The sequence below is a fragment of the Flagellimonas yonaguniensis genome (assembly GCF_029193885.1).
In the GTDB taxonomy this organism is placed as follows: Bacteria; Bacteroidota; Bacteroidia; order Flavobacteriales; family Flavobacteriaceae; genus Flagellimonas; species Flagellimonas yonaguniensis.
Genome location: NZ_JARFVB010000008.1, coordinates 130,777 through 147,134, shown reverse-complemented (window position 1 = coordinate 147,134; position 16,358 = coordinate 130,777). Strand labels below are relative to the sequence as shown.

The window sequence follows — 16,358 nt, the reverse complement described above, 5'->3', positions numbered from 1 at the left end:
AGGCTATGCCGCTCTTTCAAGGCTTCCAATACCACCTTGGTCTTGAACTTCGGGGTAAACTTTCTTCGTGTCATATTCAGTAAATTTAATGATTAAACTTACTGCCCTAATTTTTGGGGTATCTACAGCTACAATTCGCTTTTGTTCAGAATTTGAAGGTATTTCGACATCGATTTCAGATATTCTTTTTGAAGATATTCCTAAAACTTTTGAGCCTTGAGCAAATCGCATTATCTGAAGTTTAACTTTTTCAGTTTTCATCAAATAACCTAAAAAACCTGACTCAACTTGCATTTTATCTGGTCTCGCAAGTATTGTATGTAAACCAGCTAATACTTTTTCTTTGTTAATATCAATAATTTCAATACACTTACCTATATCTGCATAGTCTTCTGAAGCGTCAGCTATTATAATATCCCCTTTTTTACAATAATTGTCTTCAGAAATTTTACTCAAATCAACATCCGAATTAATAAATGGTACTTCTTCATTAGCTATCTTAAATAAAGATTGGTACTTGGTATGTATATCGCCGTAGTGAATATTCTTAACACTACCTGATTGATAATTTAATTTTTCTCTTGATAAAGAATTAGTTGTTCGATAAGAAAATATATCTCCAAGCTTTAATTTTTCCCAATCTTCAAAATCTGTATTATCTGATTTTTTGAATCTTATGGAACGATTAAAGATTTTCTGCATAACTCCTTCTTTATAAAGCAATAGTAAATCCATATTACTACCCTTCGGTGAAGTTATATTTAACTCTTTACAGAATGATTCTATCTGTTTTTCAATTTCTAATGATTGCTTATTTATATTTTCAAGGAAATTGCAAACAAAATTTAAATCAATATCCGCCGTTCTTTTAAACTTATCAATATATCTTGGGAAGTTTAAATTAAACTTGTTTTCTTTTATTTCTTTGAAATCTATTTTACGACTGTATTTTGGTATTATATTTCTTTCCCTATAAGTTTTAATTATTTTATTTATATGTTTTTGTTCGAGTACATTTTGATTAGTTGCTTTTTTAAATTCATCACTTGCATCAATAAATAAAATATCTTCTGGATTTTCCCTACATTTTTTAAATACTAAAATGCAAGTCGGCGTTGAAGTACCATAAAAGATATTTGCTGGTAAACTTATTACCGCATCTAAAATATTCATTTCCTTTATTAAGTGCTTACGAATATATTCTTCTGCATTCCCCCTGTAAAGTACTCCGTGAGGTAATATAATCGCCATAATACCATTTTCAGCTAAATGATGAACCATATGCTGTACAAATGCGAAATCCGCTTTACTTTTCGGTGCTAACTTACCATATTGGCTAAATCTATCGTCACTCATAAAGAGTTGGTTGGCACTCCATTTTGCAGAAAAAGGTGGATTGGCTACAATAGCTTCAAAACGATGTTCTAAGTGTTGTGGATGCTCTAAGGTATCTTCTTGTTTTATATCGAACTTACGATAATGCACTCCGTGCAGAATCATATTCATACGTGCTAAGTTGTAAGTAGTACGGTTTAATTCTTGACCGTAAAAGTTATTGACTTCCTCAACTTCCTTAGCAACTCTTAGCAGCAAAGAACCACTACCACAAGTTGGGTCATACACCGATTTTAGTTTATGTTTTCCTGTGGTTACTAACTTCGCCAATACCATACTTACTTCTTGGGGTGTATAAAATTCACCTGCTTTTTTACCTGCACCACTTGCAAACTTTCCAATAAGATATTCGTAAGCATCACCCAACACATCTAATTCGGTTTGGTCTAACTGAAAGTCTATTTTATCTAAATGTGCTAATACTTTGGCAATAACTTCGTTTCGTGCTTCTGGTGTTTTTCCTAATTTGGTAGAGTTTAAATCCATATCCTCAAAGAGGTTATCGAAATCTTCTTCACTCTCCGTACCCATTGTACTGTTCTGCACGTTGTTTAGGATTTTTTGTAAATCCTCCAGAATAAAATTGTGCTTGGTATTGTAGGTTTCTGTAGTGTCTGCTGCTTGTTCTAAAGAAATTTCTTCTGCATTGTGATTACCTCTTTTTGCAATTGCAGAAAATAACTCTGATGGTTTTAAGAAATAGCCTAACTTTTCTAATGCTTCCTCTCGAATAGCTTCTATGTATTCTTGTCCTTCTTGGGTGTTTTCGTCTATATCGGTAAATTGTATGCCATCGGGTTGTAAAATGGTATTTGCATAAATTTCCATTTTCTCTGCTAAATACTTGTAGAAAATAAAGCCTAAGATGTAGTCTCTAAACTCATCTGCATTCATTTTGCCTCTAAGTGTGTTGGCTATATTCCAGAGCTGTTGCTCCAATTGTTTTTTATGGTCTTCTGACATTTTTGGGTTTTTATTGTATGTAGTAACCCAAATATACTTTTAATTAAGTCAATGTGTCGTTCAAATTGTTAATCAACATTCCTTGTAAATGAGAAGGTAATTTAAAATGCGATAAGACCTCATCATTTGAAGTGTTCACCCAATCACACTTTTCTGAGTCATACTCCCATTCCTTAAAATTACTCAACAATTTAACAGTTGACTTTTTAGACAATTTTTGTTTTGGAGCATTAAATCCAAACCGATCAAAAATCCTTTTGCCTTTAAATGAAGTCAAAATCACATCTAGAGCTTTTAAATATATTTGGGCAGTATCTGTTTGCTTTGCTCTCCTTTTTAAATCTGGCTCCGTAAAAATTTTACTGCCATACTTTATAATTTCAATTAGGCCACTTTCCAAATCATATATTTTTTGTAAGTCTTGGCATCTTTTAATGGCAAATTTTGGAGTCCAAAGCTTTAACCATTCATCCCTTAAAATTTCGGCGGTTTCCTTATCCTTGGTTATAATATGAAAATGAGGATTATAGGTTTTCTTGACGGGATTGAAATTACATTCCAATGACCTAACGCCAATAAGAGGCCTACCCCGTCCCCTTTGATACCTCTTTCTATATTTCGCATTGATTCTTTGAAAACCAAAAATACATCTATTGATATATCTTGGAAGATTATGAGCATTGCACGCTTTGACTGTTAGAGTCAAAAAATAAGGATCCTCCCAATTGCTCATTACTGGATAATACTTATTTATTAGTTCAGCCTTTCTAATACTACAACAAAGAGTACAAAATCTGTTTTTACAATATTTGCCATACAACCTCCCATTTGCCGTAATAACCCGTTGTTGACAATAGTAAGTATTCCAATATGCTTTTTCTAATTCAGGCTCGCCCCTTTCTTTTGCAATATCTATCAGTTTCAACATCATCACCTGTGTTATAGTTTTTCGCTTTGCTCGCCTCTTTAATGCCTCTGATTCGTTGAGGTTGCTACCTTCTCCCGTGACAATAACTATATTTTGTCCCGCTTTGTTTGTCCTGTTATCTGCTAATGTATCAAGGTAAAATCATCGCTCTTGGTCCAGGCTTTGACCTTCATTTCACGGGTCCACGTGGGACGGACGATCTGAATCGTAATCTCGGCCTCTGAGGTATTGCCCCTAAGGTTATCGTCGGCCCTTTTGACCACTTCCTTGGCGGTCAATCCCTGCGCAGTGGACAATGGGGCCAAACCAAAGGCCAAAAGGGACAGAACCCATGTCAACTTGTTTTTCATGGAATGAAGCTACAATGGGAACAACCAACGGACAATGACCTACATCAACCCCCAAGGGGTTTGACGCAGGGAAAAGCAGAGTTGAAATCAGGCATTTACGCCGGTCCCTTGAATCGCCACTTCTTTGTTCCACATCCTTGCACGGGACAAAACGGGTCACCTAGCACGACCTTTTGATAAGCTTCCACAGTTCAAACCATATCACGGCCACAAACCCGGCCCCCATACTGCCCCATAACAGCTTCCTGTCAAGGGGCACGAACCCAAAAAGAACGGCCAAATTATCCGTGTATACCAATAACCCGGTAACCACAACCGCTATTAAGATGATCAAAGGGATCATGGTGTTTTTGTATCCCATGGTCCTGAACATGGAATAATGAAACGAACGGTTCACCAGGGTCAGGAAAATATTGGAAGTGATCAGGGTGGCAAAGACCACGGTCCTTACGGTGGCTTCCCCTTCGCCTTGGCTCATCGTGAAATAATACATGGCCAAGGTACCCATGGTAATGACCAGGCCTTGCAGAAGACTAATAGCCAATTCCCTGGGTTTAAAAAACGTTTGGGCAAACGGCCTTGGGTCACGGGACATGGTCCCCTTTTCCATGGGTTCGTTTTCAAAAATGATCGAACAAGTGGGCCCCATGATCAACTCCAGGACAATGACATGTTTGGGCATGAAAATATTGGGATAGGCCCAACCCAGGACCAACGGGAGAAAGACCACCAGGATTATGGGGATATGGATGGATATGATGTACTGCACCGCTTTTTTTAAATTGTCATAGATCCGTCTGCCCATGGCCACCGCCTGTACCATCTTGGAGAGATCGTCATCGACCAGGACCAAGGATGCCGCCTCCTTGGCGATTTCAGTTCCCCTTTTGCCCATGGCCACACCGATATGGGCAGCTTTGAGGGCCGGTCCATCGTTGACGCCGTCCCCGGTCATGGCCACAATTTCGTTCGAACGCTTCAAGGCATTGATGATCCTTAATTTAACCTCTGGAAATACGCGCGTGAATATCGTATTTCGTGCTACCGCCGTGTTCAGCTCCGCCTCCGGCATGTCCAGCAGGGACCCTCCCGGAATATGGTTTTCAGCTCCTCTCAACCCAATCTGTTGGGCAATGGCCATGGTGGTTTCGGAAATATCCCCCGTGAGGATCTTGACCTTGATTCCGGCCGCATAAAATTGCTCCAACACCTCATTGATATTTGGTTTTGGAGGGTCGTGAAAGGCCACTAAACCCCTAAATTCAAATGGGAGTCCCTGTTGGTCATGGGGAAATGCCGAGCCCTGAAAATACGACTGGGCCACTCCCAATATCCTATATCCCTCCCGGGCGAGTCCGCTCACCGCCTCTACTAGCTCGGCCTTGGCCTCCCCCTCCAGATCACAGACGGCTAAAATGGCCTCTGGTGCACCCTTTGCGGCGATGATCCGGTTACCGTTATCATCTTCGAAAACATGGGTCATCATGGGCGGGGTACCCGATAAGGGGTATTCATGTACCATCCGGTACCTTGTCCTTTCGTCCCCTTTGCCCAACTGGACATATGCCCTGTGCAAGGCCAGCTCCATGGGGTCGAAGGCAATGGGCTCACTGGACCACATGGCCATGGTAATCAGTTCCAATTCATCACGGTTAAATGGTTCACCTACCCGGGTCCACCGCTGTGTCACCGGGGCAAAAATCCAGGCAAGTTCCATGCTGTTCTCGGTAATCGTCCCGGTCTTATCAACACAGATAACGGTGGCACTTCCCAGAGTTTCAACGGTCTTCATGTCTTTGACAATGACCCCGGTCTTCATCAATCGCCAAGCACCAAGTGCCATGAAAGTGGTAAAGGCCACGGGAATTTCCTCGGGCAGGACGCTCATGGCCAGGGTAAGGGCCTTGAGCAGACTATCCACTGGATTGTGGGAATGAAGGAAGTTCACGGCCCAAATCGCCACGAATACAATGGCCCCGAGAACGGCCATTTTACCTACAAAATTCCTAATCTGCAGTTCCAAGGGCGAACGTTCCTTGACGATACCTTGCACACTTTTACCAATCTTGCCCAACTGGGTCTCCCCGCCAATGGCCACTACCTTTGATAGGGCCAACCCACTCATTACCAGGGTCCCTTGGTAAATCAAGGGATCTCCATGATCGGCATCCTTGAAGACAGTCAGGGATTCCCCGGTCAAAAGGGATTCATTCAGTGAAAGATCGTTGGATTCAAGGATAAGGGCATCGGCAGGGACGGAGGTGCCCTCCTCCACCATGATAACGTCTCCCACCACTATTTCCTCCACCTTGACCTCCTCGATGGTCCCATCGCGCACTACCTTGGATTTGGGGGCTGTCAGTTCCTTGAGCATTTTGATGGCCTTCTGGCTTTTGGCATCCTGGTACAGGGAAATGATGGAGACCAGGATTACCGCCACGGCCAGGAACAGCCCGTCCCCGATGTTCCCTCCCATAAAATAAATGGAAGAAGCGATCAGCAACAGGATGACCATGGGCTCCGTCAACAAATCCTGTAGGGCCCTGATCCAAGGGGCCCTTCTTTTGACATCGATTCGGTTGTATCCATATTTCAATCGGGATTCCCTTACTTGTTCGGCATTCAATCCCTTTGTAGCACCATTAAACACCATATTGTTCAGATTGATTTTGACCGTGAGGACATACCCTATCCTTCTGACAATGATTCTTGTCCGTTACATGGCAAAAGTAAATGTATCCAAACTCAATGCGGATGACCCGGGTCATTCCGAACCCTAATTTTCCTTCGATCAAACATGGGAATCAAAGAGAATGTTCAACGAACATTGTTTGTCCTGGTTTAGTAACGAGAATCCGAAAAAAGTTGACGCTCCCTGCCAATGAGCCGTGCATCCCAAAGAATCTCATCCATAATCGACCTTACGAAATCAAGCGTAGTATGCTCTAACTTTTGCTGAAACTGCTCAAACAGAAAAATCCATCTTGCTTACTTTGATAAACAAAATCACCTATTTATTGTTTAGTCCAATGAACAAAGAGGATTAAATTGCCAATCGGGTAAAATTCAATTTGGGTTACCAAAGGACTTTCCTATTTCCATAGAGGTGTTCCTTGTAATAGTGCAAGTTATATCAACAAAGACTGGCTCAATCTTGATTGCCCAAGAAACAACAGCTCATATCATTGTTTTTCTGCACATTAAACCCAATCTAGGGAAAAGCCATCTTTTTGGTCAGCAAACGCTTTCCAACGCCTGAGAAATCCATATTTACCGGGTTTCATTGGTAGGTTCCAGTGCCTTCGTGATGACATTTGACAGGTAATCCGATATACCATAAAAGAAGTCAACATGAAATATACACCAACCATTTTACTATTTCTAGGAATAACATTCCTTTCCGGTTGTAGCTCCGATTCCGGAAATGAACCGGGAAACCCAGAGCCCCAGGGACTTTGTCAAAATGTCAACGGCTTGACCGGAATCTACTGGGAGTTTGCGCATTCCATTCCGGCCCCGCTGTCCCAGGTACCTACAGTCAACAATCCTGGAGGAAAATTTAAACATAGCCAACATCCTTTAATTGGATTCATCTATCCCCAGGGGTTCTCGGCCATTGAAATAACCGATGCACAGACCGCCACCCTTGGGGTCAATCTGGTAAGAAACGATGATGCCGTGGTCTTCCGATGGATCCCGAACACACAGTTACCGGGACAGGTGACCGCCAGGGCCATCATCGCCAATGAAATCAATGGGGTTTTCGCGCATTACGGTTTCAGTGGTACGCCCGATGTTGCTTGCCAGACCTCGGTCAACAATTCCTTTGAGGGCATACCCTCCCAATTCGAGGCGCGGCTGCTCCGCTTCAATGGAATCACCGCCCAGGTCTGGGTCAGGTCGACCTATCTTGCAGGGGGAACGTTCTCTGCCATTTCAGTGACCTCTGCCCCTTCCAATGAATATGAAGACCAGGTCATGGATACGTTCCTTCCCATCAATTTCCAATTGTTCGTGGGGAGGGACGGGACTTTTGTGGATAATGATGGGGACGGCGTACCGGCCAATGAAGACCCAGATGACAATAACCCCGATGTACCCAACAACAATGGGGGCTGATGGAGCTACCCACAGGTTTTCCATGCTTAGAGCTCCTTACAACTAGGGGGCTTTTCTTTTTAAGACAATGGCCGTAACCATAATCAAAAACAAGCCCGCCATCATAGCCAGTATCCACGTCAGATAGTTGTTTTCAGCGGAAAGTTCCACGGGCGAAACATCGCCCATCAGTACCAGACCGGCCCAATATTGGGGATGCAGCACCCTGCCCTCGGATGACCTTAGATAATCGAGTTTGGCCAAACGTAGTGCCTCGTTCTTGGGTTTACCCATCAAAAGATGCTCATAAAATCCATCAAGTAGCTCATTACTGGACTTTTCGTCGATCTGCCACAGACTGGTCAATACACTTGCGCTTCCCGCATAATTAAAGGCATGGGCCAATGAAATCATACCTTCACCAGGTTGGTAGGAGGGCCTTCCGGTCTCACAGGCGGTCAAGATGGCCAATTCGGAACTCAGGTTCTGATCATAGATCTCATAGGTGTACAGATAGTTATTGTCCATATCCAGGGAATCGGAAACATTTTTGGCGAACACCAAACGGGAGAGCTCCGGACTGAGATTGTTGGATTCCGCATGTGTTCCGATATGGATGATCTTATGCTCACGGGCATGGGCCTTAAAAAGTTGTTTGGACGCCCTTTCGTTCAAAAAGGATTGACCGTCCAATCTACCACTGAACTTCTTTACCAGTTCGGTACTGAAGGGTTGTGGCAACAAGGTAAGATAGGTCCTGTCCAGAAATACCGAATCCGTAACGGCCAGTCGATAATCGTTTTTCATATCCTCATCGAACTCTGGGACAAAGGCCACGAAATCCTCTTCGATACCAAAAATCTCTTCCTTACGCTGCAGATTGAATAGGCTATAATTATAGGACAGGTTATGCTTTGTCAAAAGGCTTCCCGTGGCCAACTGCGAAAGGGACCCGATACGTTCGGGCGTCAACAGCTCAAAACTGAGGTTAAAGAGATCGCCATCGGGCACAACAACAATATCAGGTGTAGAGACCAAGTCCTCAATGGGGGACCACAGTTCCCGGTACAACTGGTACAGGCAATCAAACAGTTCATCCTCAGCCCCTTTGAAATCCGAAATCCGGGATATACAATCAGAAACATCGGTTCCCGCGGGTAACAAATGCCTCTTTCCCCCAATAACCACATATACATACCGATCCTCCCCTACGGTAAGGTATCGAACCACTGTGGTCTGTTTCGGTATGTCCTTATAAAGATTTTTTAATGGTTCCACTATGGAGGCATACCTCATCCTATAGTATGCCGGATGTCTTTTCCGTACATCCTCCAAATGGTCCTGCCATGAGGTCATCAAGGAGTCCCATGTTGAGATGTTTATCACGTTTTCCCCTAGATCAAAAAAGGTATTGATCTCCCTGCGGAGTTCACGTTCCTTCTTCAATATATCTTTGGGCACAATACTGTTGTCAGTCAAATTCAGCCTTGCGCGTATCCGGTTGTAGATCGATGATTCGTGAAGTTCGATCACCTTTTCCAGGTATTCCTTATTTTCAGTTTTTTGGTATAGGGCAAGGTATATTTGTTTAGCCAGATCAAAGGTCGCCCTATTGCTCTCGATAAGGTCACTGACCCCTTGTTGGGAAGTGACCAGGGATTTTCTACGCTCTACCAATGTTGTGGCATTGTCAATGATATCAGCTGCTTCTTGCAGATATTGTTCATGTTGTGCCCTGCGTACAAATTTTGCCTTGGCCAAATATGTCAAAAGCTCCGTCTGTTCGCCCCACAAGTAAGCTGCATTACTTGATTCGGGTGCATCGGTATATGCCTGTAGCAACATTTGACACAACTTCTCCACTTCTTTGCCATCACCTTTGAGATCATATATCCTGACTTGGGTGATCTGGGCCATCCTGCCCAAATAGCTGTCCTTACCCTGTGTTGATTCGATCCTGGACAGTGTATCTTCCAATAAGGCCAATCCCTTGTCGAACTGTCCATCGGAGGCATAGGTCTGCGCCAAGTTCAAGCGGGCGAAGACAACGTTCTGGCTGAATTCATCGGGGTTGCTCTTGGTATAGGCATTAAGGCAATGGTGGTAGTGATCGATGGCCAAGGCAAAGTTGCCTTCCATTTTTTCGAGATCGCCCATGGTGGAATACAGATTGGCCGTATAGGACCAGTTCTCTCCCGGTATGGAAATCAATGAGGTTTCGGCCTCTTCCAGGTATTTTCTTGCTTTGTCCCTATAGGCTGCGTACAAATGTGCCTCACCCATCATCAATATAGCGCTAAAGTACTGAACGGTATTGGGAAGAAAATTTTCCTTAGCATGATGATAACCCATAGTGGCCACTTGCACGGCACGCTCCTTATTTCCCAAATCATTGTAAAGACTACCTAGGTTCCTATAGGCAATGGAGAGGTTGCCATGTACCTTTTCGGTCAAGGGGTGGTTGTTGGTCCCTTTGAGAAATGCATTGAAACTGGCAATGCTCCTCAAGGTCAGTTGCATGGCCACATCATATGCCCCGGCACTTTGTTTTACCATGGTCCAATTACCATAGATGGTACCTGGAAGATAGTATAGATGTTCAGGATCATTGTCGATGGGATCGATGCTACGGATTGCCTTGTCAAAAAAATAATCGGCACTATCGGGCTTTCCCATGAAATGCATTAGGGACCCTTTGTAGTTCAGGATTCTGGGCGCCATTCGAAACTTGGTCCCTGAATGCTCCCGAATCAGATGCAATGCACGATTCGTGCGATCCAACAAGCTGCCGATATCCCCCAATTTAAGGCCCAGCTCACCCAGATGGAACTCCGAGGCCACCATCCTTTTAATGTCCTCCATGCTATTTGCCAATTCGTTGGCCTGGAGCAGATACTTCTCCGACCGTACAACATTACCTTGGTCAACAAGGCCAAGGCCAAGCCCCAGATAGGCCTCATACTTAACGGAATCGGGTTGATTTTCAGCCGAAGTAACATCGGCCATCAACGCCATTGCCAAGGGGAATGGCGTGTTTTTGTCACTTAAGTATTCCGATTTGGCCAAGGGATAGACCAATCGACCGATATTGAGTCCCATAGGTGCTCTGGCCTGGGCATTTTTCCTTATCACATCTTGTGCGGTTTTGAAATCATCCGCTGCAATCAGGCTATCGATGGTTTTCAGCAATGGGTACTGTTGGCCATGGATTCCCAAGGACAAGAGAAAGATAAGCCCGGGCAATACATATCTGAGCGCTTTTTTCATAAGGGATCAGTCCTTGATTTTTTCCACCAACACCTTGGCTTTTTCCAGATCACTCTCTTTAAGGTATTTCCTGGCTTGCTGTGCCTCATCTTTTTTGAGGTACGCCAGACCGAGATAGAAGAACGTTTCATCCGTAAATGCCGGGTTCTCCTTTTCAAGTATACCTTCGAAGTATTCAATACCCTTGTCCGGTTGGTCATTGGCCAAATGGGCAGAACCCAGAAAATAGTACAGGGTATCGTTGGCCACACCCTTTGACCGAAGCTTTTCCCATGCCTCAATGGCGAAGGGGTAGTCCCCCTTTTTATAAGCCACCATGGCCCGATAAAAATCGTAGTTATCACTATTGCCCATTACGGTTGGCAATCCTGGATCGGGCACATAATACGCTTCGAAGAGCCTTTCATTGGCATTGGGCGCGTAAAAATACCAGACCCCTCCCAAGGCCATCAGCAGGGCAATGGTCGCAGCTATACGAAATACCGCTCTGGAGGTGTTCACAAGTCGCCTTTCTTTCCCCTTTTCTTGAACTCCCTTGTGGAATTCCTCCATGGCATGGCGGAGTCCAGCCTCCTCTATAGCTCTGAAAAGGGCCTTAAATTCCAAAAACTTGGCGTTGAGCGTCGGGTCCGAGGCGATGCTTGACTCAAATCCGGTCTTTTCCCCAGGTTCCATTTGCTCCATAAGATACCTTTCGAACAGTCCCTGCTCCTCCTTTGTCCAATATGCTTCTTCCCTATCCATTTTTTGTTAAATCTTCCGCAAGCGAACGCAAACGTTCCATGCACCTGTATTTTTTATTTCTGGCAGATGCGGCCGCAATTCCAAGGTCCTTGGCCACCTGCTTCATTGTCTTTCTCTCGTAATAAAAAAGACCCAAAAGCTGTTGACAGGCATCGCCGAGTTGATTCAATGCCCTGAGCATGGTCTGCCTTTTAGTGTCCAGGTCCGCACCGAGATCGTCGCCTTCTTCCTGTACCACTTTGGAAAGTCCCTCCGGCCCCACGGTTTTTCTGAACCGCGGGGAACGCAAGTGGTCGGTCCACTTATTCCTGGCTATGGTGTAGAGATAGGCCTCAATGCTTCCTGTGCCATCAAACTTGTCATCCTTGATATTCCTCCAGCAGGCAACAAAGGCATCTTGGAATATATCCTTGGCCTCCGCCTCGTTCCCACTGTTCTTGAATACATGGTTCCTAAATTTTGAATACGTATGTTCATATACCTTTTGCATGGCCTGCCGATCATTGTTTTTAAATGCGGTGACCTGTGGGTCATCTATTTTCTGCAAGGTTTTCCCCATACTTCATTTGAAAGTATGGGGAATTTACAAAAATTCATCTTTCTGGGTAATTTAAAAGGCTGGTGCACAGTTTCATCGACAAAGTACATGTTCTAATTGAAGATCGCCGTGATCTCCACGGTCGTAGGTACCACATTGATATTGTCGACCAATTCCTTTGCGTAGGCCTCTGCCTCGGCCTCATCACAGGTATTATAGATAACGATGCTCCCCACAGCTGTATGATAGCGCAACATGCCACCTCCAATATCCTCCAGTTGATCTTCGTCCAACTCGATCTCTTGGTTTACAACACCATTACTTCTGGTTATCACGGCTTTGTAGCCACTAGCGCCATCTACCTTGGCAAAATCCGCGACAAAAGGCACAGGACTGAACGCCTGGTACTCGGGACCACCCGAACAAAGTAGGCTTGAGCTTGAGGTTTCCCTGAAATTGGGCTGTCTTTGAAAGGAAACTGTAAAGGATTCGCAGCCCTTTTTGTTGTTCACGATCATGGTATCCTGACCTGCCTTGGTCCGTTCGCCCGTTGTCTTGTTACGGAAGTACAGCTCGACGGTCACCGTCTCTTCGTTATTACCGCCCCCTAGCTCCGACTCCAGGGCAGCACTGATATAGGACACATAATTATTGGTCGTGACAATGGATGCCCCAAAATTTCCGGAATTACCTCCGATATCCTGTACCCTACCTTTGAATTCATTGGACGTACTCCAATGGAACTCAAATTCCTCCACTTCGGGATCATAATCCGTAAGTGCCGTTACCCGCAGTTCGGTGGCCTGGCCCAGACAGAGTTCGACCCTATCCTGCTGTAGTTCCACAACGGCATCGATGGACTTGACCTCCCAACTTTCAAAATTGAAAGCTGTCGTACGGAGACCACTGAAATTGGAGTAATAATTGGTCGCCTTGATATTCCTATCGATCGTGGCCAAGATAAATTTTGTTCTGTCATAGCCTGTTTCGATCAACTCTTGGGTCTTTATGAACCTATTTGGAAAGTCCCCGTTTCCGGACAGTATGGCATACACATCCGTTAATATGCCCCTAAGGGCATTGCTCAAACGGATATCTTCATATAAAGCGGGAAGAAAGATCTCCGTGGCTGCCTTGAACTCGTTCCCAACCACCTCATCGATCACATCGGGATATTGTTCAAGAACGGGAAGCACCGCATTGTAAAGTGCATTTTCCTTGTCACTGCCAAAGGGGGGCAACAATGATTTGTTTCCTCCCACATCAAGAAGGGTGGGCAAAAAGTAATCTATGATATAGGTCTCTTTATTGATCTGGGCATAGATGTCCAGCTCCTCGGCGGTCATATCCCGCGCTTCAGTGTTGCGCTGGCCTGAACCGATGATGACCACTTCATACTCCGCCACCAGCTCAGTGGAGCTGTCTACCGGTAATAGGATGGGATCCGTTTCTATCGCATTGTCTATGGATGCCTGCTGCGCATTGATCTGCTGAAGCGAGTTCCCGACCTCCAGTTCCTGTATGGTGTTGGACCCGCCCGACTCTAATTTAAAATTGGCAATGGTACTTGAGGTATAGTTCGGAATTTCAAAAGGATCTCCGTTTCTATTGGAATAGCTCTTCTTGTAAATAACGACCCTGGACCTTCTTGGTAGGGAATTTTGCAACTTTATCCTAGTGGAGTCCACACTTGACAAGGTCACTCCGCTTTTGGTATTTTCCTCATTGTGGAAAATCCTGTTTTCGCTCCCCACGGAATGTTTTGCTGTTATTTGGTCTAAAAAAGCCTGTAGTGCTGCTTCATAACCGCCTTCACTGTAGATCAAAGGGTTACCTTCAAACAAAGTTTGAATATCTCCCACAAAATTTGGAAAACCGGGAACTTGCCCAATTCCTTTCAAAAAGGCAATTTTTGCACTTTCGGGCAATAAGTGATAACCCAGTGCATAGTAGACCATCAGTTCGGCGGTGGTCTCGATGGATAGTTCCTTTCTGTCCCCTGAAATCAGACCTGCCAGTAAAACGTGATTTTCGGCATCCAATAGATAGGCTGATTCAACAGTCCCACTGTTCAAGGGCAATTGGCCCATCCCATTGCCATCTACATCGGAATCGGCCCCCAGTGATACCAATTTGGCATTGGTAAGGTCCACATCCCCATTGTCGGGCAACAAAACTTGAACATCCGCCATTTGATAATCTTCCCCATTGCCAGGATCATCGTCTGTAGGTGTAGGGTCGTCATCGGTCTGTGAAAAATCATCATCGGTCATTGGGCCATTCCCATTGTCATTGGAGCTACAAGCAATGTTCAGCACCAAAACAAATAATGCAATTAAAACTTTCTTATGTGGAGTTTTCATGTTTGTTATAGTATACGGTTATTTTCTTCAATTAATCTTTGGATCCTGTCCAAGTACCTGAAACTTGGTCCGTGCTGTTCTCCCAAGTGCCACTGCCCTGATCTGAGGCAAAGGCCCCTTCAAAGGTTGCGCCGTTGGTGGCCGTACCCACTGTCGCCCTGAAATCCCCAGAGGTATCAACGCTGCCGTTCAAGGGAAGGGATTGTTGGAGATTGTTGGAATAGGCCTCCCCTTCTACCGTGCCGGATGCGTCTATAATGGCATCCCAGGTACCATTGTCGCCCCCGGTAAAGGTTCCGGACCAATTTCCCGCAAAATCGATTGGTCGTGAATCGCCGTCATCGTTATTGGAGCATGATATACCAACAATTAGGACAAGGATGAAGTAAACTATTTTAAAATGTTTCATTGCTTAAAGTTTAATGGTTTATATGGATATCGTGTTTATTAAAAAATGTCATCAATAGGCCCCCTCCACCTTGACCCATTCGCGATTATTAAGATTGATGTCTCCTTTAGGGGTATAGAAAAGATCATCGTTCCTGATGTAATTTCCATCGCTGTCCATCCAATATTCCGTGGAGCCGGCATCCACTTGATAGTTGTTACCGGTAAGTGGGTTATGGACCGTTTCCTCTTCATTTATCATATTGATGAACTGTCTTTGACCGTTTCCACTGCCCGCTCCAAAGTTCCTGTTCATAAAAGAGGCGTGATTGGCATCCTGGGCCGCCCAGATACCTTTCATTTTTTCTTGATGCGCATTAAAGGCGGCCCATCGGGCCTGCATCCTATTTTGATGCTGGGCGGCGGCCATTTGGGCTCTTCGTTGGTTCTCCTCTGCCCGTTGTTGCCCCAATTGAGCCACATAGCGCTCCCATTGCGGGTTTTCCTTATAGCTGAAAATGGCCTCTTTCATATGCTCAAGTGTGGATTCATACGCCTTACCGTCCACAAAAGTGTAATCCACGGAATAGAACCAGACCATCATACTGCCGGATATGGTGGGTTGTTGCATGCTTATCAGGGACACGCTTGCCATTGCCTTTTGCCCGGAACTGTTTTCCCACTCCGTATCATACATGGACAAGGAAGTGTCCATTTGTGATTTGGAGCTAAGTTTGTTCCTGAGGTACCGGGTCAGATCGGGCCGCTTTCGCTCTCCCAGAAAGTTGAAACCACTGTTCACCATACGCGTCTTTACCTCTTCGTTAAAAATCTGTTCAGGGTCGACCAGGGGCCTTATCAATTGTCCATATGGGGTGTTCCGCATCATTTGGGCCATCTGGGAATCTTGGTAATACACATGGTAACGTATCGGGGTATTAAAGCTTTTCAGCCCATTTGGCCCTGTTATCTGTATTAAAAAAGTGGGCAATTTTTGGTCAATGGTATACGATGGTTTGGAAATGACCTTCCAATTGGCCGGATACTCGGTACTGTTCACGGTAAGGCCCGTCCTGGCATCCCTGAGTTCGTGCACTTTGGTAGCACTTGAAGGTGTATCCTTTGAAGAAAAATGGTAATCCCGGCCATCTAGCGTATCCCCCTCAAAATGGTCATCCAAGGTGCGATGGGAATATTCGGTTGCTTCGGAATCGAAATCATTCGCATTGGTAGTGGGCCTTCCCCAACAGGAAACAAGGACCAAGCAAGGAAATACCATTAGAATCGATCTTTTCATAAGACTATGTTTAATTTTTATGGTTATC

The 16,358-nt window shown here is 44.7% G+C and carries 11 protein-coding genes and 1 pseudogene; 1 reads left to right on the top strand and 11 read right to left on the bottom strand.

What is annotated here, in order from left to right:
* Positions 1 to 3: 3 nt before the first annotated feature.
* The 5 genes and pseudogenes from PY092_RS13490 to PY092_RS13470 form a co-directional block, all read right to left on the bottom strand.
* Complete coding sequence (locus tag PY092_RS13490) at positions 4 to 702, bottom strand: restriction endonuclease subunit S (protein ID WP_275616329.1); 699 nt, start codon at positions 700 to 702, stop codon at positions 4 to 6.
* A 167-nt stretch (positions 703 to 869) separates the two neighbouring features.
* Positions 870 to 2,358 (bottom strand): annotated as a pseudogene (locus PY092_RS13485) (type I restriction-modification system subunit M); the annotation flags it as partial.
* 43 nt (positions 2,359 to 2,401) lie between these two features.
* On the bottom strand, positions 2,402 to 3,289 hold the full coding sequence (locus PY092_RS13480; RefSeq protein WP_275616325.1) for a protein rep: 888 nt from the start codon (positions 3,287 to 3,289) through the stop codon (positions 2,402 to 2,404).
* Positions 3,290 to 3,408: 119 nt separating this feature from the next.
* Positions 3,409 to 3,636, bottom strand: a complete 228-nt coding sequence (locus tag PY092_RS13475) for a hypothetical protein (RefSeq protein ID WP_275616324.1) — start codon at positions 3,634 to 3,636, stop codon at positions 3,409 to 3,411.
* Between the two features lie 160 nt (positions 3,637 to 3,796).
* Positions 3,797 to 6,289, bottom strand: coding sequence for a cation-translocating P-type ATPase (locus PY092_RS13470; protein WP_275616323.1), 2,493 nt, complete (start codon positions 6,287 to 6,289; stop codon positions 3,797 to 3,799).
* Between the two features lie 698 nt (positions 6,290 to 6,987).
* Between PY092_RS13470 and PY092_RS13465 the strand changes: the two genes are divergently transcribed.
* Positions 6,988 to 7,755, top strand: a complete 768-nt coding sequence (locus tag PY092_RS13465) for a hypothetical protein (protein ID WP_275616322.1) — start codon at positions 6,988 to 6,990, stop codon at positions 7,753 to 7,755.
* A gap of 42 nt (positions 7,756 to 7,797) precedes the next feature.
* On the opposite strand, the gene PY092_RS13460 is transcribed toward PY092_RS13465, so the two are convergent.
* The 6 genes from PY092_RS13460 to PY092_RS13435 all read right to left on the bottom strand — a co-directional run bounded on the left by PY092_RS13460 (position 7,798) and on the right by PY092_RS13435 (position 16,330).
* Positions 7,798 to 11,001 carry a CHAT domain-containing protein gene (locus PY092_RS13460; RefSeq protein WP_275616321.1) on the bottom strand — a complete coding sequence of 1,068 codons (3,204 nt, stop codon included), beginning with the start codon at positions 10,999 to 11,001 and terminating at the stop codon, positions 7,798 to 7,800.
* A gap of 6 nt (positions 11,002 to 11,007) precedes the next feature.
* Positions 11,008 to 11,745, bottom strand: coding sequence for a tetratricopeptide repeat protein (locus PY092_RS13455; RefSeq protein WP_275616320.1), 738 nt, complete (start codon positions 11,743 to 11,745; stop codon positions 11,008 to 11,010).
* A complete protein-coding gene (locus tag PY092_RS13450) occupies positions 11,738 to 12,304 on the bottom strand; it encodes an RNA polymerase sigma factor (protein ID WP_275616319.1) in 567 nt (188 codons plus the stop codon). The genes PY092_RS13455 and PY092_RS13450 overlap by 8 nt, the downstream gene beginning before the upstream one ends.
* A 92-nt stretch (positions 12,305 to 12,396) precedes the next feature.
* Entirely contained in the window at positions 12,397 to 14,646 is a 2,250-nt protein-coding gene (locus PY092_RS13445) for a hypothetical protein (RefSeq protein WP_275616318.1), read from the bottom strand.
* 31 nt (positions 14,647 to 14,677) lie between these two features.
* Positions 14,678 to 15,055 (bottom strand): hypothetical protein, encoded by a 378-nt coding sequence (locus PY092_RS13440; RefSeq protein WP_275616317.1) that lies wholly within the window; start codon positions 15,053 to 15,055, stop codon positions 14,678 to 14,680.
* Between the two features lie 51 nt (positions 15,056 to 15,106).
* The gene (locus PY092_RS13435; protein WP_275616316.1) at positions 15,107 to 16,330 is read right to left on the bottom strand and encodes a hypothetical protein; all 1,224 of its coding nucleotides are present in this window, start codon (positions 16,328 to 16,330) and stop codon (positions 15,107 to 15,109) included.
* Positions 16,331 to 16,358 lie beyond the last annotated feature (28 nt).

Coding starts and splice junctions, on each gene's coding strand:
- PY092_RS13490 (WP_275616329.1), bottom strand. CDS start 702: ATGCAGAAAATCTTTAATCGTTCCATAAGATTCAAAAAATCAGATAAT.
- PY092_RS13480 (WP_275616325.1), bottom strand. CDS start 3,289: ATGATGTTGAAACTGATAGATATTGCAAAAGAAAGGGGCGAGCCTGAA.
- PY092_RS13475 (WP_275616324.1), bottom strand. CDS start 3,636: ATGAAAAACAAGTTGACATGGGTTCTGTCCCTTTTGGCCTTTGGTTTG.
- PY092_RS13470 (WP_275616323.1), bottom strand. CDS start 6,289: ATGGTGTTTAATGGTGCTACAAAGGGATTGAATGCCGAACAAGTAAGG.
- PY092_RS13465 (WP_275616322.1), top strand. CDS start 6,988: ATGAAATATACACCAACCATTTTACTATTTCTAGGAATAACATTCCTT.
- PY092_RS13460 (WP_275616321.1), bottom strand. CDS start 11,001: ATGAAAAAAGCGCTCAGATATGTATTGCCCGGGCTTATCTTTCTCTTG.
- PY092_RS13455 (WP_275616320.1), bottom strand. CDS start 11,745: ATGGATAGGGAAGAAGCATATTGGACAAAGGAGGAGCAGGGACTGTTC.
- PY092_RS13450 (WP_275616319.1), bottom strand. CDS start 12,304: ATGGGGAAAACCTTGCAGAAAATAGATGACCCACAGGTCACCGCATTT.
- PY092_RS13445 (WP_275616318.1), bottom strand. CDS start 14,646: ATGAAAACTCCACATAAGAAAGTTTTAATTGCATTATTTGTTTTGGTG.
- PY092_RS13440 (WP_275616317.1), bottom strand. CDS start 15,055: ATGAAACATTTTAAAATAGTTTACTTCATCCTTGTCCTAATTGTTGGT.
- PY092_RS13435 (WP_275616316.1), bottom strand. CDS start 16,330: ATGAAAAGATCGATTCTAATGGTATTTCCTTGCTTGGTCCTTGTTTCC.